The organism is Pseudomonas sp. C32, from assembly GCF_030417915.1.
Classification (GTDB): domain Bacteria; phylum Pseudomonadota; class Gammaproteobacteria; order Pseudomonadales; family Pseudomonadaceae; genus Aquipseudomonas.
This window is the reverse complement of the sequence record NZ_JAUHUK010000013.1, coordinates 161808-182991: the sequence shown is the minus strand read 5'-3', so window position 1 is coordinate 182991 and position 21184 is coordinate 161808. Positions and strand designations below refer to the sequence as shown.

The window sequence follows — 21184 nt, the reverse complement described above, 5'->3', positions numbered from 1 at the left end:
GCTCTCTGCTCCGCCAGGAGGAAAGGCCTTGAAAGACCTACTGAATTTGCTGAAAAACCAGGGTCAAGTCGAAGAGTTCGACGCCATCCGTATCGGATTGGCATCGCCTGAGATGATCCGTTCGTGGTCGTTCGGTGAAGTTAAAAAGCCGGAAACCATCAACTACCGTACGTTCAAACCTGAGCGTGACGGCCTGTTCTGCGCCAAGATCTTTGGCCCGGTAAAGGATTACGAGTGCCTGTGCGGTAAGTACAAGCGCTTGAAGCACCGTGGTGTGATCTGCGAGAAGTGCGGCGTTGAAGTCGCGCTGGCAAAAGTTCGTCGTGAGCGCATGGCGCACATCGAACTGGCCTCGCCAGTTGCCCACATCTGGTTCCTGAAGTCGCTGCCGTCGCGTATCGGCTTGCTGATGGACATGACCCTGCGTGATATCGAGCGCGTTCTCTACTTCGAGAGCTACGTCGTTATCGATCCAGGCATGACCACCCTTGAAAAAGGTCAGCTGCTCAACGACGAGCAGTACTTCGAAGCGCTGGAAGAGTTCGGCGACGATTTCGATGCCCGCATGGGTGCCGAAGCTGTCCGTGAACTGCTGCACGCGATCGACCTGGAGCACGAGATTGGCCGTCTGCGTGAAGAAATTCCGCAAACCAACTCCGAAACCAAGATCAAGAAGCTGTCCAAGCGTCTGAAGTTGATGGAAGCCTTCCAGGGTTCCGGCAACCTGCCAGAGTGGATGGTACTGACCGTTCTGCCGGTTCTGCCGCCAGATCTGCGTCCGCTGGTCCCGCTGGATGGTGGTCGCTTCGCGACTTCCGACCTCAACGATCTGTATCGTCGAGTGATCAACCGTAACAACCGCTTGAAGCGCCTGCTTGATCTGTCCGCTCCGGACATCATCGTGCGCAACGAAAAGCGTATGTTGCAGGAAGCCGTCGACGCACTGCTCGACAACGGTCGTCGTGGCCGTGCTATCACCGGTTCCAACAAGCGTCCTCTGAAATCCCTGGCTGACATGATCAAGGGTAAGCAGGGTCGTTTCCGTCAGAACTTGCTCGGTAAGCGTGTTGACTACTCCGGTCGTTCGGTAATTACCGTAGGTCCGACCCTGCGTCTGCACCAGTGCGGTCTTCCGAAGAAGATGGCTCTGGAGCTGTTCAAGCCGTTCATTTTCGGCAAGCTTGAAATGCGTGGTCTCGCTACCACCATCAAGGCTGCCAAGAAGATGGTCGAGCGCGAGCTGCCAGAGGTTTGGGACGTTCTTGCTGAAGTGATTCGCGAACACCCGGTTCTTCTCAACCGTGCACCGACCCTTCACCGTCTGGGTATCCAGGCGTTTGAACCGGTACTGATCGAAGGTAAGGCTATCCAGCTGCACCCTCTGGTCTGTGCTGCGTACAACGCCGACTTCGACGGTGACCAAATGGCCGTGCACGTACCGCTGACGCTGGAAGCCCAGCTCGAAGCGCGTGCGTTGATGATGTCGACCAACAACATTCTGTCGCCAGCCAACGGTGAGCCAATCATCGTTCCGTCGCAGGACGTTGTATTGGGTCTGTACTACATGACTCGTGAAGCGATCAACGCCAAGGGCGAAGGTCGTGTGTTCGCGGATCTGCAGGAAGTTGACCGTGTGTTCCGTGCCGGCGAAGCCGCACTGCACGCCAAGGTCAAAGTCCGGATCAACGAAACCGTCAACGACCGTGATGGCGGCAGCGTGAGCAATACCCGTATTGTCGACACCACTGTCGGCCGCGCTCTGTTGTTCCAGGTTGTGCCAAAAGGTCTGTCGTACGACGTCGTCAACCTGCCGATGAAGAAAAAGGCAATCTCCAAGCTGATCAACCAGTGCTACCGCGTGGTTGGTTTGAAAGAGACTGTGATCTTCGCTGACCAGTTGATGTACACCGGTTTTGCTTATTCGACCATTTCCGGCGTTTCCATCGGTGTTAACGACTTCGTTATCCCGGATGAAAAAGCCCGCATCATCAATGCTGCTACTGATGAAGTGAAAGAGATCGAAAGCCAGTACGCCTCCGGCCTGGTAACCCAGGGCGAGAAGTACAACAAAGTGATCGACCTTTGGTCCAAGGCGAACGACGAAGTTTCCAAGGCGATGATGGCCAACCTCTCGAAAGAGAAAGTCATCGACCGTCATGGCGTCGAAGTCGACCAGGAATCTTTCAACTCGATGTACATGATGGCCGACTCGGGTGCGCGGGGTTCCGCAGCACAGATTCGTCAGCTGGCCGGTATGCGTGGCCTGATGGCCAAGCCGGACGGTTCCATCATTGAAACGCCGATTACTGCGAACTTCCGTGAAGGCTTGAGCGTACTTCAGTACTTCATCTCCACTCACGGTGCTCGTAAGGGTCTGGCGGATACCGCGTTGAAAACGGCGAACTCGGGTTACCTGACTCGTCGTCTGGTAGACGTGGCGCAGGATCTGGTTGTAACCGAGATCGATTGCGGCACCGAACACGGTCTGCTGATGACTCCGCACATTGAAGGCGGTGACGTTGTAGAGCCGCTGGGTGAGCGCGTATTGGGTCGAGTTATCGCCCGTGACGTATTCAAGCCAGGTACCGAGGACGTCATCGTTCCTGCCGGCACCCTGGTAGACGAGAAGTGGGTCGAGTTCATCGAGCTGAACAGCATCGACGAAGTGATCGTGCGTTCGCCGATCAGCTGCGAAACCCGCTTCGGTATTTGCGCCAAGTGCTACGGCCGTGACCTGGCTCGTGGTCACCAGGTGAACATCGGTGAAGCGGTCGGCGTTATCGCCGCCCAGTCCATCGGTGAGCCGGGTACCCAGCTGACCATGCGTACGTTCCACATCGGTGGTGCGGCAAGCCGGACCTCCGCAGCCGACAGCGTTCAGGTGAAGAATGGCGGTACCGTCCGTCTGCATAACCTGAAGCACGTTGAGCGAGTGGATGGTTGCCTGGTTGCAGTGTCCCGTTCCGGTGAATTGGCGATCGCTGACGACTTCGGTCGTGAGCGCGAGCGTTACAAGCTGCCATACGGTGCTGTGATTTCGGTTAAAGAAGGTGACAAGGTCGAAGCTGGCGCTATCGTGGCCAAGTGGGATCCGCACACTCACCCAATCGTTACCGAAATGAAAGGTACCGTGACCTACGTGGGCATGGAAGAAGGCATCACGATCAAGCGTCAGACTGACGAATTGACCGGTATGACCAACATTGAAGTACTCGACGCCAAAGATCGTCCAGCTGCCGGCAAGGACATCCGTCCTGCCGTTAAGATGGTCGACGACAACGGCAAGGATCTGTTGCTGCCAGGGACTGACGTTATTGCTCAGTACTTCCTGCCAGCCAACGCCCTGGTCGGTGTGGCGGATGGTGCGAAGATCGCGATCGGTGATGTTATCGCTCGTATCCCGCAAGAAACTTCGAAGACCCGTGACATCACCGGTGGTCTGCCGCGTGTTGCCGACTTGTTCGAAGCTCGTCGTCCGAAAGAAGCGTCGATTCTGGCTGAAGTCAGCGGCACCATCGCGTTCGGTAAAGAGACCAAAGGCAAGCGCCGTCTGGTTATTACCCCGAACGACGGTAGCGATCCGTATGAAGAGCTGATTCCAAAGTGGCGTCACCTGAACGTGTTCGAAGGCGAACAGGTAAACCGCGGCGAAGTTATCTCCGATGGTCCAAGCGATCCACACGACATCCTGCGTCTGCTGGGTGTGAGTGCGCTGGCCAAGTACATTGTTAACGAGATCCAGGACGTTTATCGTCTGCAAGGCGTGAAGATCAACGACAAGCACATCGAGACCATCCTGCGTCAGATGCTGCGTAAAGTTGAAATCGCTGAATCCGGCGATTCCAGTTTCATCAAGGGCGACCAGATGGAATTGACTCACGTATTGGTAGAGAACGAACGTTTGAGCGGCGAAGACAAATTTGTCTCCAAGTTCACTCGCGTTCTGCTGGGTATCACCAAGGCGTCGTTGTCCACCGAATCGTTCATCTCGGCGGCTTCCTTCCAGGAAACCACTCGCGTACTGACCGAGGCGGCGGTAACCGGCAAGCGCGATTACCTGCGCGGCCTGAAAGAAAACGTGGTCGTGGGTCGTCTGATCCCGGCTGGTACCGGCCTGGCCTATCACAGCGAGCGTAAGCGCCGCCGTGATGCTGACAAGCCGTTGCGCGTAAGCGCCAGTGAAGTGGAAGCTGCACTGACCGAAGCGCTGAACTCGAGCGGTAACTGAGTTCTGCGGTAAATGAGCGTAAGGCCCTGGTCGCTCCGTTCATCGAATCGAGACAATTTGTCGAGGTTGGATGAGGGGAGAGGTCGGGGCCTTGCCTTGACTGGGGGCAAGATCCTCTTTAGACTCTTGTACCCCTAAATTTGGCGGGAATTCGTTCCTGCCATTTTGCTTTTCTTGCAAGACAATAGCGTCGCAAGACAACAGTGGAGCTAGTAGATGGCAACTATCAACCAGCTGGTACGTCAGCCGCGTAAGCGTATCGTCGAGAAATCCGACGTGCCTGCGCTGCAGAACTGCCCGCAACGCCGTGGCGTGTGCACCCGTGTGTACACCACCACGCCGAAAAAACCTAACTCGGCACTGCGTAAAGTATGCCGTGTGCGTCTGACCAACGGTTTCGAGGTTTCCTCGTACATCGGCGGTGAAGGCCACAACCTGCAAGAGCACAGCGTGGTACTGATCCGCGGCGGTCGTGTAAAAGACTTGCCAGGTGTTCGTTACCACACCGTACGCGGCTCCTTGGATACTTCCGGCGTTAAAGGTCGTAACCAGGGTCGTTCGAAGTACGGTACCAAGAAGCCTAAGTAGTAGCGGCTTTTTGTAAAAACTGATTTTCTATTTTTCTGAGTCGATAAGAGTAAGGTCGGAGGCGTCCCTTGATGGGCACCGATTCCGAGCGAACCTGAAGACCGTTTGAGGGCTTATCCATGCCAAGAAGACGCGTAGCAGCCAAGCGCGAAGTGCTTGACGATCCAAAATACGGAAGCCAAATTCTGGCCAAGTTCATGAACCACGTGATGGAAAGCGGCAAGAAAGCCGTTGCCGAGCGTATCGTTTATGGCGCGCTGGAAAAGGTTAAAGAACGCAAGAACAGCGACCCCCTGGAAATCTTCGAGAAAGCTCTCGACGCCATCGCTCCGCTGGTCGAAGTGAAGTCGCGCCGTGTAGGCGGTGCTACTTACCAGGTTCCGGTTGAAGTTCGTCCGTCCCGTCGTAACGCTCTGGCAATGCGCTGGTTGGTAGACTTCGCCCGTAAGCGCGGCGAGAAGTCTATGGCTCTGCGTTTGGCTGGCGAATTGCTGGACGCTGCCGAAGGTAAAGGTGCTGCAGTTAAGAAGCGTGAAGACGTGCACCGTATGGCTGAAGCTAACAAAGCTTTCTCGCACTACCGCTTCTAATTTTTGCGTCACTAATTTTGCGAGGGCTTTATGGCTCGTACTACACCGATTAATCGCTACCGTAACATTGGTATCGTTGCTCACGTGGATGCTGGTAAAACCACCACCACCGAGCGCGTCCTTTTTTACACTGGCAAAAGCCACAAGATGGGCGAGGTGCATGACGGCGCCGCGACCACGGACTGGATGGTTCAGGAGCAGGAGCGTGGTATTACCATTACTTCTGCTGCTATTACCGCTTTCTGGCAGGGTTCTGCGAAGCAGCACAAAGACAACTACCGTTTCAACGTCATTGACACCCCGGGCCACGTAGACTTCACCATTGAAGTTGAGCGTTCCCTGCGTGTACTCGACGGCGCGGTCGTTGTGTTCTGTGGTACTTCCGGTGTTGAGCCTCAGTCCGAAACCGTATGGCGTCAAGCCAACAAGTACGGTGTTCCGCGTATCGTTTACGTGAACAAAATGGACCGTGCTGGTGCGAACTTCCTGCGCGTGATCGCTCAGATCAAGCAGCGTCTGGGTCACACCCCGGTGCCAATCCAGTTGGCTATCGGTTCCGAAGACAACTTCCAGGGTCAGATCGATCTGATGACCATGGAAGCGGTTTACTGGAACGATGCTGACAAAGGCATGACTCCACGTCGTGAGGCTATCCCTGCTGAGCTGCAGGAATTGGCTGAAGAGTGGCGCAGCAACATGGTTGAGGCTGCGGCTGAAGCCAGCGAAGAGCTGATGAACAAGTACCTGGAGGGTGAAGAACTCACCATCGAGGAAATCAAGACCGCTCTGCGTCAGCGTACTATCGCTGGTGAGATCGTTCTTGCTGTTTGCGGTTCTTCCTTCAAGAACAAGGGCGTTCCCCTGGTTCTCGACGCCGTTATCGACTACCTGCCTGCTCCAAGCGACATTCCTGCCATCAAGGGTACTGACCCGGATGACGAGGAAAAGCAAATGGAGCGTCATGCAGACGACAACGAGCCGTTCTCGGCTCTGGCGTTCAAGATCGCTACCGACCCATTCGTGGGTACTTTGACCTTCGTCCGCGTTTACTCGGGCGTGTTGGCCTCCGGCGACGGCGTGATCAACTCGGTCAAGGGCAAGAAAGAGCGCGTGGGTCGTATGGTGCAGATGCACGCAAACGCCCGTGAAGAGATCAAGGAAGTGCGCGCTGGCGACATCGCGGCCCTGATCGGCATGAAGGACGTCACCACTGGTGAAACCTTGTGCAACGCTGATAAGCCAATCATCCTGGTTCGCATGGACTTCCCGGAGCCGGTTATTTCGGTTGCCGTAGAGCCTAAGACCAAGGATGACCAGGAAAAAATGGGTATCGCTCTGGGCAAGCTTGCTCAGGAAGACCCGTCTTTCCGCGTCAAAACTGATGAAGAGACTGGTCAAACGATCATCTCTGGCATGGGCGAGCTGCACCTGGACATCCTGGTTGACCGGATGCGCCGTGAGTTCAACGTCGAAGCCAACATCGGTAAGCCTCAGGTTTCCTATCGTGAGCGCATCACGAAGAGCTGCGAAATCGAAGGCAAGTTCGTTCGTCAGTCCGGCGGTCGTGGCCAGTTCGGTCATTGCTGGATTCGTTTTGCTCCTGCTGACGAAGGTCAGGAAGGTCTGCAATTCCTGAACGAAGTGGTAGGTGGTGTGGTTCCTAAGGAATACATCCCGGCAATCCAGAAGGGTATCGAAGAGCAGATGAAGAACGGCGTTGTTGCCGGCTATCCGCTGATCGGCCTGAAGGCTACCGTGTTCGATGGTTCTTACCACGACGTCGACTCGAACGAGATGGCGTTTAAGGTGGCAGCTTCCATGGCGACCAAGCAACTGGCCCAGAAGGGCGGTGGTGAGTTGCTTGAGCCGATCATGGCGGTTGAGGTTGTTACGCCTGAAGACTATATGGGTGACGTGATGGGCGACCTCAATCGTCGTCGCGGCATGATTTTGGGTATGGAAGATACGGTCTCCGGCAAAGTAATTCGTGCTGAAGTTCCGTTGGGCGAGATGTTCGGTTATGCGACCGACGTTCGTTCCATGTCCCAGGGTCGCGCAAGCTACTCTATGGAATTCAAAAAATACAATACAGCTCCGTCGCACATCGTCGAAACTGTAACCAAAAAACAAGGCTGATTCAGCCCCTTTAGGCTAGGAGTTAATTGTCGTGGCTAAAGAAAAATTTGATCGTTCCCTTCCGCACGTCAACGTTGGCACCATCGGTCACGTTGACCATGGTAAAACCACTCTGACCGCAGCTCTGACTCGCGTTTGCTCCGAGGTTTTCGGTTCCGCAATCGTTGATTTCGATAAAATCGACAGCGCGCCAGAAGAAAAAGCTCGTGGTATCACCATCAACACCGCGCACGTCGAGTACAACTCGAAGATCCGTCACTACGCTCACGTTGACTGCCCAGGTCACGCTGACTACGTGAAGAACATGATCACCGGTGCTGCCCAGATGGACGGCGCGATCCTGGTTTGCTCGGCCGCTGATGGTCCGATGCCACAAACCCGTGAGCACATCCTGCTGTCCCGTCAGGTAGGCGTTCCGTACATCGTGGTTTTCCTGAACAAGGCTGACCTGGTAGACGACGCTGAGCTGCTGGAACTGGTCGAGATGGAAGTTCGCGACCTGCTGTCCACCTACGACTTCCCGGGCGATGACACTCCAATCATCATCGGTTCGGCTCGTATGGCGCTGGAAGGCAAAGACGACAACGAAATGGGCACCACTGCCGTTCGTAAACTGGTTGAAACTCTGGACAGCTACATCCCAGAACCAGAGCGTGCTATCGACAAGCCATTCCTGATGCCAATCGAAGACGTATTCTCGATCTCGGGTCGTGGTACTGTTGTGACTGGTCGTATCGAGCGCGGTATCGTTCGCGTTCAAGATGCACTGGAAATCGTTGGTCTGCGTGACACCACCACCACCACCTGCACCGGTGTTGAAATGTTCCGCAAGCTGCTCGACGAAGGTCGTGCTGGCGAGAACTGCGGCGTTCTGCTGCGTGGTACCAAGCGTGACGACGTTGAGCGTGGCCAGGTTCTGGTTAAGCCAGGTTCGGTTAAGCCGCACACCAAGTTCACCGCAGAAGTTTACGTTCTGAGCAAGGAAGAAGGCGGTCGTCACACTCCGTTCTTCAAAGGCTACCGTCCACAGTTCTACTTCCGTACTACTGACGTGACTGGTAACTGCCAGCTGCCAGAAGGCGTTGAAATGGTAATGCCAGGTGATAACATCCAGATGGAAGTTACCCTGATCAAGACCATCGCAATGGAAGACGGCCTGCGTTTCGCTATCCGTGAAGGCGGTCGTACCGTCGGCGCTGGCGTCGTAGCCAAAATCATCGAGTAAGCGTCTCTTTTGAGATAGCTTCGATGCTTTGAAAAAGCCTCCGCTCAGCGGGGGCTTTTTTATTGGGTTGACACCTATCTGGGGCGTCTATAGAATTGCGCCTCCTTTTAACGGGCGTATTGCGCTCGGTGGGAATAGCAGCCGGAGTCTGAAATCCAATGCAAAATCAGCAAATCCGTATCAGGTTGAAGGCTTTCGACCATCGCCTGATCGACCAATCAACCCAGGAAATCGTGGAAACCGCGAAACGTACTGGTGCTCAAGTGCGTGGTCCAATTCCACTGCCTACCCGTAAAGAGCGGTTCACCGTTCTGGTCTCCCCGCACGTCAACAAAGACGCGCGTGATCAGTACGAGATCCGCACTCATAAGCGCGTTCTGGACATCGTCCAGCCAACGGATAAAACCGTTGATGCTCTTATGAAGCTTGATCTTGCGGCCGGTGTGGAAGTGCAGATCAGCCTCGGCTAAGACTCGGTCTTAGTCGTGTAACGCTCTGAAATGGGCGGCCATAGCGGGTGAAAGCCCCGTACACTCATGAGGTTTACAACATGACTATTGGTGTAGTCGGTCGTAAATGCGGTATGACCCGTATTTTCACCGAAGAAGGTGTCTCCATTCCGGTCACGGTCATTGAGATCGAGCCGAATCGCGTCACCCAGTTCAAAACTGAAGAGACCGATGGCTATCGTGCAGTGCAAGTCACTGTCGGCGAGCGTCGTGCTTCGCGTGTAACAGCAGCTCAGGCTGGCCACTTCGCTAAAGCGAACGTTGCCGCTGGTCGTACCGTAATGGAATTCCGCCTTGAAGAAGGCGAGTACCAGGCCGGCGATCTGATCAACGCTGAAATCTTCGCCGCTGGTCAACTGGTTGATGTAACCGGTCAGTCCAAGGGTAAAGGCTTCCAGGGTACGATCAAGCGTTGGAATTTCCGCGGGCAAGATAATACCCACGGTAACTCCGTATCCCACCGCGTTCCAGGCTCTATCGGCCAGTGCCAGACTCCTGGTCGTGTATTCAAGGGCAAAAAAATGTCCGGTCATATGGGCGCTGAGCGCGTGACCGTGCAGTCCCTCGAAGTAGTGCGCGTGGACGCTGAACGCAATCTGTTGTTGGTCAAGGGCGCTGTTCCTGGCGCTACTGGCGGCAACTTGGTTGTACGTCCAGCAGCCAAGGCTCGCGGTTAAGGGGAAGCTGACATGCAATTAAATGTAAATGACGCTCAAGCGATCGAAGTTTCCGAACTGACATTTGGCGGCGAATTCAACGAGACGCTGGTTCACCAAGCAGTCGTGGCCTACATGGCCGGCGGCCGTCAAGGTAGCAAGCAGCAAAAGACCCGTTCCGACGTTCGTGGTGGCGGTAAGCGCCCTTGGCGTCAGAAAGGTACTGGCCGTGCTCGTGCCGGTACTATCCGTAGCCCAATCTGGCGTGGCGGCGGTACCACTTTCGCAGCTCGTCCTCAGGATCACTCCCAGAAGCTGAACAAGAAGATGTATCGCGCAGCAATGCGTTCCATCCTTGCTGAGCTGGTGCGTACTGATCGTCTGGTTGTGGTTCAGGATTTCGCCGTTGAAACGCCGAAAACCAAAGACCTGCTGGGCAAGCTGAACAACATGAGCCTGACCGACGTTTTGATCGTGTCGGACGCTGTTGATCAGAACCTGTACCTGGCTGCTCGTAACCTGCCACACGTTGATGTACGTGACGTGCAAGGTTCCGATCCAGTTAGTCTGATCGCATACGACAAGGTGTTGATCACCGTGTCGGCCGTGAAGAAATTCGAGGAGCTGCTGGGATGAACCAGGAACGCGTATTTAAAGTTCTGCTTGGCCCGCACGTTTCCGAGAAGGCTACGGTTCTGGCAGACAAGAAAGGCCAGTTCGTTTTCAAGGTTGCTACTGACGCAACCAAGCTGGAAATCAAGAAGGCCGTCGAAAGCCTGTTCAGCGTGAAAGTAGAGCGTGTTACTACCCTGAACGTTCTGGGTAAGAGCAAGCGCACTGCTCGCGGTCTGGGCAAGCGTAATGACTGGAAGAAGGCAGTTATCTCCCTTCAACCAGGCCAAGATCTCGATTTCAGCAGCAGTGCTGAGTAAGGAAGGGGTGCATCATGGCAATCGTTAAATGCAAACCGACTTCCCCTGGCCGCCGTTTTGTGGTCAAGGTGGTCAACCAGGAGCTGCATAAAGGCGCTCCTCACGCACCGCTGCTCGAGAAGAAATCGAAGACTGGTGGTCGTAACAACAATGGCCGTATTACCACTCGTCACATCGGTGGTGGTCATAAGCAGCATTATCGTCTGGTCGACTTCCGTCGCAACGACAAAGATGGCATCGCTGCCACTGTCGAGCGTATCGAATACGATCCAAACCGTACTGCTCACATCGCTCTGCTGCTGTACGCAGATGGCGAGCGTCGCTACATCATCGCCCCTAAAGGCGTGAGCGCTGGCGACCAGCTGATCGCAGGTGCTTTGGCACCGATCAAGCCGGGCAACGCTCTGCAACTGCGCAACATTCCAGTTGGTAGCACCGTACACGGCATCGAATTGAAGCCAGGTAAAGGCGCACAGATCGCTCGTTCCGCTGGTGCTTCGGCTCAGCTGATCGCTCGTGAAGGTGTGTACGTTACCCTGCGTCTGCGTTCCGGTGAGATGCGTAAAGTTCTGGCTGAATGCCGTGCGACCCTGGGCGAAGTCTCGAACTCCGAGCACAGCCTGCGTTCGCTGGGTAAAGCTGGTGCCAAACGCTGGCGTGGCGTTCGCCCAACCGTTCGTGGTGTTGCCATGAACCCGGTTGACCACCCACATGGTGGTGGTGAAGGTCGTACCTCTGGTGGTCGTCATCCGGTATCGCCATGGGGCTTCCCGACTAAGGGCGCGAAGACTCGTGGTAATAAGCGTACCGACAAAATGATCGTCCGTCGTCGCAAGTAAATAGAGGGATACGACAGTGCCACGTTCTCTGAAAAAAGGTCCTTTTATCGATCTTCACCTACTGAAGAAGATCGAAGTGGCGGCGGAAAAGAACGATCGCAAGCCGGTGAAAACCTGGTCGCGTCGTTCGATGATCCTGCCACAAATGGTCGGTTTGACCATCGCAGTACACAACGGTCGCCAGCACGTCCCAGTTCTCGTGAACGAAGACATGGTCGGCCACAAACTGGGCGAGTTCGCCGGTACCCGCACTTATCGCGGGCACGTGGCAGACAAGAAAGCCAAGCGTTAAGGGGTTAGGAAATGGAAGTAGCCGCTAAGTTGTCGGGCGCTCGAATCTCCGCCCAGAAAGCCCGCTTGGTCGCCGACCAGATCCGCGGGAAGAAGGTGGGCGAAGCGCTCAACCTGTTGGCTTTCAGCAGTAAGAAAGCCGCCGAGATCATGAAGAAAGTGCTGGAGTCGGCCGTAGCCAACGCCGAGCATAACGAAGGCGCAGACGTTGATGACCTCAAGGTCAGCACCGTTTTCGTCAACGAAGGGCGTTCGCTGAAGCGCATCATGCCACGTGCCAAAGGCCGTGCTGATCGCATCGTCAAGCGGTCTTGCCATATCACTGTCAAGGTTGCTGACAAGTAACGGAGTCGAAGAGATGGGTCAGAAAGTACATCCCATTGGCATTCGCCTGGGAATCGTCAAGGAGCACACCTCCGTCTGGTACGCAGACGGTCGGACTTATGCGGACTATTTGCTCGCAGATCTGAAGGTGCGTGAGTATCTCCAAGACAAACTAAAAAGCGCGTCCGTAAGCCGTATCGATATCCATCGTCCGGCCCAAACTGCACGTATCACCATCCACACCGCTCGTCCAGGTATCGTTATCGGGAAGAAAGGTGAAGATGTTGAGAAACTGCGTCAGGACCTGACCAAGCAAATGGGTGTGCCTGTGCACATCAATATCGAAGAGATCCGCAAGCCGGAGCTCGACGGTATGCTGGTTGCGCAGAGCGTAGCTCAGCAGCTGGAGCGTCGTGTAATGTTCCGTCGCGCTATGAAGCGCGCTGTACAGAACGCCATGCGCATTGGTGCCAAAGGCATCAAAATCCAAGTGAGCGGTCGTCTCGGCGGTGCTGAAATCGCACGTACTGAATGGTATCGCGAAGGTCGTGTGCCACTGCACACCCTGCGTGCCGACATCGACTATGCCAACTACGAAGCTCACACCACTTACGGTGTGATCGGTGTAAAGGTTTGGATCTTCAAAGGCGAAGTAATTGGTGGTCGCCAAGAAGAACTGAAACCACAAGCACCAGCGCCTCGTAAAAAAGCTGCTAAGTAAGGGGTACGCCAAATGTTGCAACCAAAGCGTACGAAGTTCCGCAAGCAAATGACTGGTCACAACCGTGGCCTGGCATTGCGCGGTAGCAAAGTCAGCTTCGGCGAGTTCGCGCTGAAGTCTGTTGCTCGTGGTCGTCTCACCGCTCGTCAGATCGAGTCAGCGCGTCGTGCACTGACCCGTCACGTAAAACGTGGCGGCAAGATCTGGATCCGTGTATTCCCGGACAAGCCTATTTCCAAGAAGCCACTCGAAGTTCGGATGGGTAAAGGTAAGGGTAACGTCGAATACTGGGTTGCCCAGATTCAGCCAGGCAAAGTCCTGTATGAAATCGAGGGTGTTTCTGAAGAGCTGGCGCGTGAGGCTTTCGCCCTGGCTGCTGCAAAGCTGCCGCTCGCCACCTCCTTTGTTAAACGGACGGTGATGTGATGAAAGCGAATGAACTTCGTGAAAAATCCGCACAGCAGCTGAACGAGCAACTGCTCGGCTTGCTGCGCGACCAGTTCAATCTGCGTATGCAGAAAGCAACTGGCCAGTTGGGGCAGTCTCATCTGCTCTCGCAAGTTAAGCGTGACATCGCTCGCGTGAAGACTGTGCTCAACCAGCAGGCAGGTAAGTAATCATGGCTGAAGCCGAAAAAACTGTCCGTACGCTGACTGGCCGTGTTGTCAGCGACAAGATGGACAAAACCATCACCGTTCTGATCGAGCGTCGCGTTAAGCACCCGATCTACGGTAAATACGTTAAGCGTTCGACTAAGCTGCACGCGCACGACGAAACCAATCAGTGCCACATCGGCGACAAAGTCACTATTCGTGAAACTCGTCCTTTGGCCAAGACCAAGTCTTGGGCGCTGGTTGATGTTCTCGAACGCGCTGTGGAAGTCTAAGGACTAGGGGTCGGAGAAATTATATGATTCAGACTCAATCCATGCTCGATGTGGCCGATAACAGCGGCGCTCGCCGTGTTATGTGCATCAAGGTGCTGGGTGGCTCCCATCGTCGTTACGCTGGTATCGGTGACATCATCAAAGTTACCGTCAAGGAAGCAATTCCTCGCGGTAAAGTGAAAAAAGGCCAAGTGATGACTGCTGTTGTAGTCCGCACTCGTCACGGCGTACGCCGTGCTGATGGCTCCATTATCCGCTTTGATGGCAACGCTGCTGTTCTTCTGAACAACAAGCAAGAGCCGATCGGCACCCGTATCTTTGGGCCAGTGACCCGTGAACTTCGTACTGAGAAGTTCATGAAGATCGTCTCGCTCGCCCCAGAAGTGCTGTAAGGAGATCCGACATGCAAAAGATTCGTCGTGACGACGAGATCATCGTGATCGCCGGCAAAGACAAAGGTAAGCGCGGTAAGGTGCTTAAGGTTCTCGCTAACAACCGTCTGGTTATTGGTGGTCTGAACCTGGTCAAGCGTCATACCAAGCCTAACCCGATGTCGGGCGTGCAGGGCGGTATCGTCGAAAAAGAAGCTCCACTGGATGCTTCTAACGTCGCCATTTTCAACAGCGAAACCAACAAGGCTGACCGCGTTGGTTTCAAAGTAGAAGACGGCAAGAAAATTCGTGTCTTCAAGTCGACCCAAAAAGCGGTTGATGCTTGAACACTGCTAGGTAGATGAGACCATGGCACGACTAAAAGAGATTTACCGGAAGGAAATTGCTCCGAAACTTAAGGAAGAACTTAAGCTTTCGAACGTGATGGAAGTTCCGCGCGTTACCAAAATCACCCTAAACATGGGTCTGGGCGAAGCGATCGGCGACAAAAAAGTCATCGAGCACGCTGTTGCTGACCTGGAAAAGATCACCGGCCAGAAAGTCGTTGTGACCTACGCTCGGAAATCCATCGCTGGCTTTAAAGTCCGTGAAGGTTGGCCGATCGGCGTCAAAGTGACCCTGCGCCGTGAGCGTATGTACGAGTTCCTGGATCGTCTGCTGTCGATCTCCCTGCCTCGGGTTCGCGACTTCCGCGGCCTGAATGCCAAGTCCTTCGATGGTCGTGGTAACTACAGCATGGGCGTGAAAGAGCAGATCATCTTCCCGGAAATCGACTACGACAAGATCGATGCTCTCCGCGGTCTGGACATCACCCTGACCACCACTGCCAAGAACGATGATGAAGGCCGCGCTCTGCTGCGTGCGTTCAAATTCCCGTTCCGCAACTGATTGGAGTAGGACCATGGCCAAGATGAGCATGAAAAACCGCGAGCTGAAGCGTCAGCTCACGGTTGCCAAGTACGCCAAAAAGCGTGCAGCACTGAAAGCTATCATCGTTGATCTGAACGCAAGTCCAGAAGCGCGTTGGGAAGCTACAGTAGCTCTGCAGAAGCAGCCACGTGACGCAAGCGCTTCGCGCATGCGTAACCGCTGCCGCCTGACCGGTCGTCCACACGGCGTTTACCGCAAGTTCGGCCTCGGCCGTAACAAACTGCGTGAAGCTGCCATGCGTGGTGACGTACCGGGTCTGGTTAAAGCCAGCTGGTAAGTACTGTCAAAGTCTCGGTGTCCAGGATCGAAAGATCCTGACCACCGGTGGCCTTGAATCTGAAACAAGCCCCTTTTGGGGCTTGTTTCATTTCCGGAGTGTGTCTAGAATACCCGGCTCGCCTGAGCCCGTGTTTTTCATGCTCGGAGATTCTCGGCGACACGTAATAGCCGCAAGGCTAATTTTTTTGTATTAGGAGCGTCTAGCCCATGAGTATGCAGGACCCGTTAGCGGACATGCTAACTCGTATCCGTAATGCCCAGATGGCTGAAAAGTCCGTCGTAAGCATGCCATCTTCCACGTTGAAGGTAGCTGTTGCCAAAGTCCTGAAGGACGAAGGTTACATTGCGGGTTATCAGATCAGCAGCGAAATCAAACCACTGCTGTCCATCGAGCTGAAGTACTTCGAAGGCCGTCCGGTTATCGAAGAAGTGAAGCGCGTTAGCCGTCCAGGCCTGCGTCAGTACAAGTCCGTCGATGATCTGCCAAAAGTTCGTGGCGGTCTCGGTGTGTCTATCGTCTCCACCAACAAGGGTGTGATGACTGATCGTGCTGCGCGCGCTGCCGGTGTCGGCGGCGAAGTTCTTTGCACTGTGTTCTAAGGGGGGATAAGCATGTCTCGCGTCGCTAAGAACCCCGTTAAGCTGCCAGCCGGTGTCGAAGTAAAATTCGCAGGCCAACAGCTTTCGGTGAAGGGTGCCAAGGGCACTCTTGAACTGAACATCCATTCGTCCGTTGAGATCGTTGAAGAAGCCGGTGAGTTGCGTTTCGCTGCTCGCAATGGCGATCAACAAACTCGCGCAATGGCTGGTACCACTCGTGCGTTGGTAAACAACATGGTCCAAGGCGTAAGCCAAGGCTTCGAGCGCAAGCTCCAGCTGGTCGGTGTTGGTTACAAAGCGCAAGCAAAAGGCACAGTGCTGAACCTGGCTCTTGGCTTCTCGCATCCAGTGGATTACGAACTGCCGGAAGGCATCACCGCTGAGACTCCTAGCCAGACCGATATCCTGATCAAGGGCATCGACAAGCAGCTGGTAGGTCAAGTGGCCGCCGAGATCCGCGACTTCCGTCCACCAGAGCCGTACAAAGGCAAAGGTGTGCGCTACGCGGACGAAGTCGTCCGTCGTAAAGAAGCCAAGAAGAAGTAGGGCATAGCAAATGACCGACAAAAAAGTTACTCGACTGCGTCGCGCTCGCAAAGCACGCCTGAAAATGCACGAACTCGAAGTCGTGCGTCTCTGCGTGTTCCGCTCTTCGCAGCACATCTACGCCCAGGTCATTTCGGCCGACGGCAGCAAAGTCCTGGCAAGCGCCTCGACTTTGGATAAAGAACTGCGTGATGGTGCCACCGGCAACATCGACGCGGCCACTAAGGTTGGCCAGCTGGTCGCTACGCGTGCTAAGGCCGCTGGCGTCTCGCAAGTGGCTTTCGACCGCTCTGGCTTCAAGTACCACGGCCGCGTTAAAGCGCTGGCTGATGCTGCTCGTGAAGCTGGGCTGGAGTTCTAAGTTATGTCAAATAACGACCAAAAGCGCGACGAAGGCTACATTGAGAAGCTGGTTCAAGTTAACCGCGTAGCCAAAACCGTTAAAGGCGGCCGTATCTTCACTTTCACCGCGTTGACCGTGGTTGGTGATGGTAAAGGCCGTGTTGGCTTCGGCCGTGGCAAGTCGCGTGAAGTGCCTGCTGCGATCCAGAAGGCAATGGAAGCTGCTCGCCGCAACATGATCCAAGTTGATCTGAACGGCACCACTCTGCAGTACGCAATGAAGTCCGCTCACGGCGCTTCGAAGGTGTACATGCAGCCTGCTTCTGAAGGTACCGGTATCATCGCTGGCGGCGCTATGCGTGCTGTCCTCGAAGTTGCTGGCGTTCAGAACGTTCTGGCCAAGTGCTACGGCTCGACTAACCCGGTAAACGTGGTTCACGCCACTTTCAAAGGTTTGAAGGCTATGCAGTCTCCTGAATCCATTGCCGCCAAGCGTGGCAAAAGCGTCAAGGAGATCTTCTGATCATGGCTACCGTTAAAGTTACGCTGATCAAAAGCATGACCGGCCGCATCCCTAACCACAAACTGTGCGTTAAGGGTCTTGGTCTGCGTCGCATCGGTCACACTGTAGAAGTCCTGGATACTCCCGAGAATCGCGGGATGATCAACAAGGCTTACTACATGCTGCGTGTCGAGGGTTAATCGATGAAACTCAATGATCTGAGTCCAGCGCCGGGTTCCCGTCGCGAAAAGCATCGTCCGGGCCGTGGTATCGGTAGCGGTTTGGGTAAGACCGGTGGCCGTGGCCACAAAGGTCAGACCTCCCGCTCCGGTGGCACCATTGCTCCAGGCTTTGAAGGCGGTCAACAGCCGCTGCATCGTCGCCTGCCGAAGTTCGGTTTCGTTTCCCTGAAAGCCATGGATCGCGCAGAAGTGCGTTTGTCCGAGCTGGCTAAAGTGGAAGGCGACATCGTCACCGTGCAGTCCCTGAAAGATGCCAACGTGATCAACGTCAACGTACAGCGTGTGAAAATCATGCTGTCCGGTGAAGTGACTCGCGCTGTCACTATCGGCAAGGGAATCGGCGCCACCAAAGGTGCGCGTGCGGCTATCGAAGCAGCTGGCGGCAAGTTCGAGGAATAAATGGCTAAGCAAGGTGCTCTCTCTGCGCTCGGCAAAGGCGGTATGTCTGAACTCTGGGCTCGTCTGCGTTTTCTGTTCCTGGCGATTATCGTCTACCGAATAGGCGCACACATCCCGGTTCCAGGTATCAACCCGGACCGACTCGCGGACCTGTTTCGACAGAATGAGGGGACCATTCTTAGCTTGTTCAACATGTTTTCCGGCGGCGCGCTGGAGCGGATGAGCATCTTTGCACTGGGGATCATGCCGTACATTTCGGCATCGATCATCATGCAATTGATGACCGCCGTCAGCCCGCAGCTGGAGCAGTTGAAGAAGGAAGGTGAAGCTGGCCGTCGCAAGATCAGCCAGTACACCCGCTACGGCACTGTCGTTCTCGCTCTCGTTCAGGCTATTGGCATGTCCATTGGTCTGGCGGGGCAGGGCGTTGCGTTCACTGGTGACTTTGGCTTCCATTTCGTCGCGGTAACCACATTTGTGGCTGGTGCGATGTTCATGATGTGGCTGGGTGAGCAGATTACTGAGCGTGGTGTTGGCAACGGTATCTCGATGTTGATTTTTTCGGGTATCGTCGCCGGTCTTCCGAGAGCGATCGGGCAGTCTTTCGAGTCTGCACGTCAGGGCGATATCAACATCTTCGCCTTGGTTGCCATCGGTTTGCTGGCAGTAGCGATTATCGGTTTCGTGGTGTTCATTGAGCGTGGTCAGCGTCGTATTGCTGTTCACTACGCCAAGCGTCAGCAGGGCCGCAAGGTCTTCGCTGCGCAGACTAGCCACTTGCCGCTGAAGGTGAACATGGCCGGTGTTATTCCGGCTATTTTCGCGAGCAGCATTTTGCTGTTCCCGGCTTCGTTGGGTGCCTGGTTCGGTCAGTCTGAAGGTATGGGCTGGTTGCAGGACATCTCGCAGTCGATCGCTCCTGGTCAGCCGTTGAATATTCTGCTGTTTAGTGCAGGGATTATTTTCTTCTGCTTCTTCTATACGGCGTTGATGTTCAATCCGAAAGACGTAGCGGAAAACCTGAAGAAGTCCGGTGCCTTTATTCCGGGCATCCGTCCAGGTGAGCAGTCTGCGCGCTACATTGACGGCGTTCTGACTCGCTTGACCATGTTCGGTGCTCTTTACATGACGGCCGTGTGCCTGTTGCCCCAGTTCCTGGTGGTCGCAGCCAACGTTCCGTTCTACCTTGGCGGGACCTCGTTGCTGATCGTCGTCGTGGTTGTGATGGACTTCATGTCCCAAGTACAATCGCACCTCGTTTCGCACCAGTACGAATCCCTGATGAAGAAAGCCAACCTGAAGGGTTACGGCAGCGGCATGTTGCGCTGAGTACCCATAAGGTTCGAGGAGTTGGTGATGAAAGTTCGTGCATCGGTGAAAAAGCTGTGCCGTAACTGCAAGATTATTCGCCGCGAAGGTGTTGTTCGAGTAATTTGCAGCGCGGAACCGCGTCACAAACAGCGCCAAGGCTGAGTGTGATTGTGCTTCAAGCCCGGTAGCTAGTGCGCTACCGGGTTGATTATTTGTTATTACAGCGATATTATCTCGCGCCCTATTTCTTGGCTTCCGGGGCGTAGGTAGCTGTCAATTGGAGTCCCACTGAATGGCCCGTATTGCAGGCGTTAACATTCCAGATAACAAGCATACTGTTATCTCGCTGACCTACATCTATGGTGTTGGTCGCACTACTGCACAGAAAATTTGTGCAGAGACTGGGGTAAACCCAGCAGCAAAGATCAAAGATCTGAGCGACGAGCAAATTGAACAGCTGCGTGGCGAAGTGGCGAAGTTCACCACTGAAGGTGACCTGCGTCGCGAAATCAACATGAAAATCAAGCGCTTGATGGACCTCGGTTGCTATCGCGGTCTGCGTCATCGTCGCGGTCTTCCAGTACGCGGTCAGCGTACCAAGACCAACGCGCGTACCCGTAAAGGTCCGCGTAAGCCGATCCGCAAGTAATCGCCCCAGCGAATCGACAGGAATTTAATCATGGCAAAACCTGCTGCTCGTCCTCGTAAAAAAGTTAAAAAGACAGTGGTTGATGGCATCGCCCACATCCATGCATCTTTTAACAACACCATCGTGACCATTACCGACCGTCAAGGTAACGCTCTTTCCTGGGCTACCTCCGGTGGTTCGGGTTTCCGCGGTTCCCGCAAGTCCACCCCGTTTGCTGCTCAAGTAGCTGCTGAACGTGCTGGTCAAGCTGCGCTGGAATACGGCCTGAAAAACCTCGACGTCAATGTCAAAGGTCCAGGTCCAGGTCGTGAATCCGCAGTCCGCGCTTTGAACGGCTGTGGCTACAAGATCGCCAGCATCACCGACGTGACGCCAATCCCGCACAACGGGTGCCGTCCGCCGAAGAAGCGCCGCGTGTAATCCAGGAGATTGTAAAGAATGGCTCGTTACATTGGTCCAAAATGCAAACTCGCTCGTCGCGAAGGCACCGATCTCTTCCTGAAGAGCGGCGTGCGCGCGATCGAATCGAAGTGCAACATTGAAGCAGCACCTGGTATCCACGGCCAACGCCGCGGTCGCCAGTCCGACTACGGCACCCAACTGCGTGAAAAGCAGAAGGTCCGTCGTATCTACGGCGTTCTCGAGCGTCAATTCAGCGGCTACTACAAAGAAGCTGCTGGCAAGAAAGGTGCAACCGGTGAAAACCTGCTGCAACTGCTCGAATGCCGTCTGGACAACGTTGTATACCGTATGGGCTTTGGTTCGACTCGTGCCGAATCCCGTCAGCTGGTATCGCACAAGTCGATCAGCGTAAACGGTCAGACCGTTAACGTACCGTCCTACCAGGTTCGTGCTGGTGACGTGGTTGCTGTTCGCGAGAAAGCAAAAAATCAACTTCGCATTGTCCAAGCTCTCGATCTGTGTGCCCAACGTGGCCGCGTAGAATGGGTAGAAGTAGACACTGAGAAGAAGTCGGGCGTTTTCAAGAACGTTCCAGCTCGCAGTGATCTGTCCGCCGACATCAACGAAAGCCTGATTGTCGAGCTCTACTCCAAGTAAGGGCTAGA

Annotated in this window: 31 protein-coding genes; all 31 read left to right on the top strand. The window is 54.8% G+C overall.

Annotation, left to right across the window (positions count from 1 at the left end):
* The first annotated feature begins 28 nt into the window (after nucleotides 1–28).
* The 31 genes from rpoC (at nucleotide 29) to rpsD (ending at nucleotide 21176) form a co-directional block, all read left to right on the top strand.
* Nucleotides 29–4228, top strand: a complete 4200-nt coding sequence (gene rpoC / locus QYH43_RS16870; RefSeq protein WP_053162834.1) for a DNA-directed RNA polymerase subunit beta' — start codon at nucleotides 29–31, stop codon at nucleotides 4226–4228.
* Nucleotides 4229–4444: 216 nt separating this feature from the next.
* Nucleotides 4445–4816 (top strand): 30S ribosomal protein S12, encoded by a 372-nt coding sequence (rpsL, locus tag QYH43_RS16865; RefSeq protein WP_002555494.1) that lies wholly within the window; start codon nucleotides 4445–4447, stop codon nucleotides 4814–4816.
* A 119-nt stretch (nucleotides 4817–4935) separates the two neighbouring features.
* Nucleotides 4936–5406, top strand: coding sequence for a 30S ribosomal protein S7 (gene rpsG / locus QYH43_RS16860; RefSeq protein ID WP_002555493.1), 471 nt, complete (start codon nucleotides 4936–4938; stop codon nucleotides 5404–5406).
* 30 nt (nucleotides 5407–5436) lie between these two features.
* The gene (fusA, locus tag QYH43_RS16855; RefSeq protein ID WP_095059510.1) at nucleotides 5437–7542 is read left to right on the top strand and encodes an elongation factor G; all 2106 of its coding nucleotides are present in this window, start codon (nucleotides 5437–5439) and stop codon (nucleotides 7540–7542) included.
* 31 nt (nucleotides 7543–7573) lie between these two features.
* Complete coding sequence (gene tuf / locus QYH43_RS16850) at nucleotides 7574–8767, top strand: elongation factor Tu (protein ID WP_008053875.1); 1194 nt, start codon at nucleotides 7574–7576, stop codon at nucleotides 8765–8767.
* Between the two features lie 158 nt (nucleotides 8768–8925).
* Entirely contained in the window at nucleotides 8926–9237 is a 312-nt protein-coding gene (rpsJ, locus tag QYH43_RS16845; RefSeq protein WP_003186070.1) for a 30S ribosomal protein S10, read from the top strand.
* An 80-nt stretch (nucleotides 9238–9317) separates the two neighbouring features.
* Nucleotides 9318–9953 carry a 50S ribosomal protein L3 gene (rplC, locus tag QYH43_RS16840; protein ID WP_003186059.1) on the top strand — a complete coding sequence of 212 codons (636 nt, stop codon included), beginning with the start codon at nucleotides 9318–9320 and terminating at the stop codon, nucleotides 9951–9953.
* A 12-nt stretch (nucleotides 9954–9965) separates the two neighbouring features.
* Nucleotides 9966–10568, top strand: coding sequence for a 50S ribosomal protein L4 (gene rplD / locus QYH43_RS16835; RefSeq protein WP_003228735.1), 603 nt, complete (start codon nucleotides 9966–9968; stop codon nucleotides 10566–10568).
* Complete coding sequence (gene rplW / locus QYH43_RS16830) at nucleotides 10565–10864, top strand: 50S ribosomal protein L23 (RefSeq protein WP_002555488.1); 300 nt, start codon at nucleotides 10565–10567, stop codon at nucleotides 10862–10864. Before rplD ends, rplW begins: the two co-directional genes overlap by 4 nt.
* A gap of 14 nt (nucleotides 10865–10878) precedes the next feature.
* The gene (gene rplB, locus QYH43_RS16825; RefSeq protein WP_003210080.1) at nucleotides 10879–11703 is read left to right on the top strand and encodes a 50S ribosomal protein L2; all 825 of its coding nucleotides are present in this window, start codon (nucleotides 10879–10881) and stop codon (nucleotides 11701–11703) included.
* Between the two features lie 16 nt (nucleotides 11704–11719).
* A complete protein-coding gene (rpsS, locus tag QYH43_RS16820) occupies nucleotides 11720–11995 on the top strand; it encodes a 30S ribosomal protein S19 (RefSeq protein WP_002555486.1) in 276 nt (91 codons plus the stop codon).
* A gap of 11 nt (nucleotides 11996–12006) precedes the next feature.
* A complete protein-coding gene (gene rplV, locus QYH43_RS16815) occupies nucleotides 12007–12339 on the top strand; it encodes a 50S ribosomal protein L22 (protein ID WP_003103908.1) in 333 nt (110 codons plus the stop codon).
* Between the two features lie 13 nt (nucleotides 12340–12352).
* Entirely contained in the window at nucleotides 12353–13039 is a 687-nt protein-coding gene (gene rpsC / locus QYH43_RS16810; RefSeq protein ID WP_008065719.1) for a 30S ribosomal protein S3, read from the top strand.
* Between the two features lie 12 nt (nucleotides 13040–13051).
* Entirely contained in the window at nucleotides 13052–13465 is a 414-nt protein-coding gene (gene rplP, locus QYH43_RS16805) for a 50S ribosomal protein L16 (protein ID WP_003228729.1), read from the top strand.
* Complete coding sequence (gene rpmC, locus QYH43_RS16800; RefSeq protein WP_002555481.1) at nucleotides 13465–13656, top strand: 50S ribosomal protein L29; 192 nt, start codon at nucleotides 13465–13467, stop codon at nucleotides 13654–13656. Before rplP ends, rpmC begins: the two co-directional genes overlap by 1 nt.
* Before the next feature lie 2 nt (nucleotides 13657–13658).
* Nucleotides 13659–13925 carry a 30S ribosomal protein S17 gene (gene rpsQ / locus QYH43_RS16795; protein ID WP_003176419.1) on the top strand — a complete coding sequence of 89 codons (267 nt, stop codon included), beginning with the start codon at nucleotides 13659–13661 and terminating at the stop codon, nucleotides 13923–13925.
* Nucleotides 13926–13948: 23 nt separating this feature from the next.
* Nucleotides 13949–14317, top strand: a complete 369-nt coding sequence (gene rplN, locus QYH43_RS16790) for a 50S ribosomal protein L14 (protein WP_002555479.1) — start codon at nucleotides 13949–13951, stop codon at nucleotides 14315–14317.
* 11 nt (nucleotides 14318–14328) lie between these two features.
* Nucleotides 14329–14643, top strand: coding sequence for a 50S ribosomal protein L24 (gene rplX / locus QYH43_RS16785; RefSeq protein ID WP_095059509.1), 315 nt, complete (start codon nucleotides 14329–14331; stop codon nucleotides 14641–14643).
* Nucleotides 14644–14665: 22 nt separating this feature from the next.
* Nucleotides 14666–15205, top strand: a complete 540-nt coding sequence (gene rplE, locus QYH43_RS16780; RefSeq protein ID WP_003210069.1) for a 50S ribosomal protein L5 — start codon at nucleotides 14666–14668, stop codon at nucleotides 15203–15205.
* 13 nt (nucleotides 15206–15218) lie between these two features.
* Nucleotides 15219–15524, top strand: a complete 306-nt coding sequence (rpsN, locus tag QYH43_RS16775; protein WP_003176414.1) for a 30S ribosomal protein S14 — start codon at nucleotides 15219–15221, stop codon at nucleotides 15522–15524.
* Nucleotides 15525–15733: 209 nt separating this feature from the next.
* Nucleotides 15734–16126, top strand: a complete 393-nt coding sequence (gene rpsH, locus QYH43_RS16770) for a 30S ribosomal protein S8 (protein ID WP_003186040.1) — start codon at nucleotides 15734–15736, stop codon at nucleotides 16124–16126.
* Between the two features lie 12 nt (nucleotides 16127–16138).
* A complete protein-coding gene (gene rplF / locus QYH43_RS16765) occupies nucleotides 16139–16672 on the top strand; it encodes a 50S ribosomal protein L6 (protein ID WP_003176412.1) in 534 nt (177 codons plus the stop codon).
* Nucleotides 16673–16682: 10 nt separating this feature from the next.
* Nucleotides 16683–17033: a 50S ribosomal protein L18 gene (gene rplR / locus QYH43_RS16760; RefSeq protein ID WP_053162831.1), complete on the top strand. Its 351-nt coding sequence runs from the start codon at nucleotides 16683–16685 to the stop codon at nucleotides 17031–17033.
* Nucleotides 17034–17036: 3 nt separating this feature from the next.
* Complete coding sequence (gene rpsE / locus QYH43_RS16755; RefSeq protein ID WP_003186035.1) at nucleotides 17037–17537, top strand: 30S ribosomal protein S5; 501 nt, start codon at nucleotides 17037–17039, stop codon at nucleotides 17535–17537.
* A 2-nt stretch (nucleotides 17538–17539) separates the two neighbouring features.
* The gene (rpmD, locus tag QYH43_RS16750) at nucleotides 17540–17716 is read left to right on the top strand and encodes a 50S ribosomal protein L30 (RefSeq protein ID WP_003186033.1); all 177 of its coding nucleotides are present in this window, start codon (nucleotides 17540–17542) and stop codon (nucleotides 17714–17716) included.
* 3 nt (nucleotides 17717–17719) lie between these two features.
* Nucleotides 17720–18157: a 50S ribosomal protein L15 gene (rplO, locus tag QYH43_RS16745; RefSeq protein WP_003228720.1), complete on the top strand. Its 438-nt coding sequence runs from the start codon at nucleotides 17720–17722 to the stop codon at nucleotides 18155–18157.
* Entirely contained in the window at nucleotides 18158–19486 is a 1329-nt protein-coding gene (secY, locus tag QYH43_RS16740; protein ID WP_042610655.1) for a preprotein translocase subunit SecY, read from the top strand.
* Nucleotides 19487–19513: 27 nt separating this feature from the next.
* Nucleotides 19514–19630, top strand: a complete 117-nt coding sequence (rpmJ, locus tag QYH43_RS16735) for a 50S ribosomal protein L36 (protein ID WP_002555468.1) — start codon at nucleotides 19514–19516, stop codon at nucleotides 19628–19630.
* 130 nt (nucleotides 19631–19760) lie between these two features.
* Entirely contained in the window at nucleotides 19761–20117 is a 357-nt protein-coding gene (gene rpsM, locus QYH43_RS16730; RefSeq protein ID WP_009045849.1) for a 30S ribosomal protein S13, read from the top strand.
* Between the two features lie 30 nt (nucleotides 20118–20147).
* Nucleotides 20148–20537 carry a 30S ribosomal protein S11 gene (gene rpsK, locus QYH43_RS16725; protein WP_002555466.1) on the top strand — a complete coding sequence of 130 codons (390 nt, stop codon included), beginning with the start codon at nucleotides 20148–20150 and terminating at the stop codon, nucleotides 20535–20537.
* Between the two features lie 18 nt (nucleotides 20538–20555).
* Entirely contained in the window at nucleotides 20556–21176 is a 621-nt protein-coding gene (rpsD, locus tag QYH43_RS16720) for a 30S ribosomal protein S4 (protein ID WP_003176404.1), read from the top strand.
* The last annotated feature ends 8 nt before the right edge of the window (nucleotides 21177–21184 follow it).

Excerpts from the sequence above, each read along its gene's own strand:
- rplB (WP_003210080.1), top strand. The coding sequence starts at position 10,879 with ATGGCAATCGTTAAATGCAAACCGACTTCCCCTGGCCGCCGTTTTGTG.
- rpmJ (WP_002555468.1), top strand. The coding sequence starts at position 19,514 with ATGAAAGTTCGTGCATCGGTGAAAAAGCTGTGCCGTAACTGCAAGATT.
- rplC (WP_003186059.1), top strand. The coding sequence starts at position 9,318 with ATGACTATTGGTGTAGTCGGTCGTAAATGCGGTATGACCCGTATTTTC.
- rplW (WP_002555488.1), top strand. The coding sequence starts at position 10,565 with ATGAACCAGGAACGCGTATTTAAAGTTCTGCTTGGCCCGCACGTTTCC.
- rpsK (WP_002555466.1), top strand. The coding sequence starts at position 20,148 with ATGGCAAAACCTGCTGCTCGTCCTCGTAAAAAAGTTAAAAAGACAGTG.
- rplD (WP_003228735.1), top strand. The coding sequence starts at position 9,966 with ATGCAATTAAATGTAAATGACGCTCAAGCGATCGAAGTTTCCGAACTG.
- rpsN (WP_003176414.1), top strand. The coding sequence starts at position 15,219 with ATGGCCAAGATGAGCATGAAAAACCGCGAGCTGAAGCGTCAGCTCACG.
- rpsJ (WP_003186070.1), top strand. The coding sequence starts at position 8,926 with ATGCAAAATCAGCAAATCCGTATCAGGTTGAAGGCTTTCGACCATCGC.
- rplO (WP_003228720.1), top strand. The coding sequence starts at position 17,720 with ATGAAACTCAATGATCTGAGTCCAGCGCCGGGTTCCCGTCGCGAAAAG.
- rpsE (WP_003186035.1), top strand. The coding sequence starts at position 17,037 with ATGTCAAATAACGACCAAAAGCGCGACGAAGGCTACATTGAGAAGCTG.
- rplV (WP_003103908.1), top strand. The coding sequence starts at position 12,007 with ATGGAAGTAGCCGCTAAGTTGTCGGGCGCTCGAATCTCCGCCCAGAAA.
- rplE (WP_003210069.1), top strand. The coding sequence starts at position 14,666 with ATGGCACGACTAAAAGAGATTTACCGGAAGGAAATTGCTCCGAAACTT.
- rplX (WP_095059509.1), top strand. The coding sequence starts at position 14,329 with ATGCAAAAGATTCGTCGTGACGACGAGATCATCGTGATCGCCGGCAAA.
- rpmC (WP_002555481.1), top strand. The coding sequence starts at position 13,465 with ATGAAAGCGAATGAACTTCGTGAAAAATCCGCACAGCAGCTGAACGAG.
- rplN (WP_002555479.1), top strand. The coding sequence starts at position 13,949 with ATGATTCAGACTCAATCCATGCTCGATGTGGCCGATAACAGCGGCGCT.
- rplR (WP_053162831.1), top strand. The coding sequence starts at position 16,683 with ATGACCGACAAAAAAGTTACTCGACTGCGTCGCGCTCGCAAAGCACGC.
- fusA (WP_095059510.1), top strand. The coding sequence starts at position 5,437 with ATGGCTCGTACTACACCGATTAATCGCTACCGTAACATTGGTATCGTT.
- rpmD (WP_003186033.1), top strand. The coding sequence starts at position 17,540 with ATGGCTACCGTTAAAGTTACGCTGATCAAAAGCATGACCGGCCGCATC.
- rpsG (WP_002555493.1), top strand. The coding sequence starts at position 4,936 with ATGCCAAGAAGACGCGTAGCAGCCAAGCGCGAAGTGCTTGACGATCCA.
- rpsH (WP_003186040.1), top strand. The coding sequence starts at position 15,734 with ATGAGTATGCAGGACCCGTTAGCGGACATGCTAACTCGTATCCGTAAT.
- rpsL (WP_002555494.1), top strand. The coding sequence starts at position 4,445 with ATGGCAACTATCAACCAGCTGGTACGTCAGCCGCGTAAGCGTATCGTC.
- secY (WP_042610655.1), top strand. The coding sequence starts at position 18,158 with ATGGCTAAGCAAGGTGCTCTCTCTGCGCTCGGCAAAGGCGGTATGTCT.
- rpsC (WP_008065719.1), top strand. The coding sequence starts at position 12,353 with ATGGGTCAGAAAGTACATCCCATTGGCATTCGCCTGGGAATCGTCAAG.
- rplF (WP_003176412.1), top strand. The coding sequence starts at position 16,139 with ATGTCTCGCGTCGCTAAGAACCCCGTTAAGCTGCCAGCCGGTGTCGAA.
- rpsM (WP_009045849.1), top strand. The coding sequence starts at position 19,761 with ATGGCCCGTATTGCAGGCGTTAACATTCCAGATAACAAGCATACTGTT.
- rpsQ (WP_003176419.1), top strand. The coding sequence starts at position 13,659 with ATGGCTGAAGCCGAAAAAACTGTCCGTACGCTGACTGGCCGTGTTGTC.
- rplP (WP_003228729.1), top strand. The coding sequence starts at position 13,052 with ATGTTGCAACCAAAGCGTACGAAGTTCCGCAAGCAAATGACTGGTCAC.
- rpsD (WP_003176404.1), top strand. The coding sequence starts at position 20,556 with ATGGCTCGTTACATTGGTCCAAAATGCAAACTCGCTCGTCGCGAAGGC.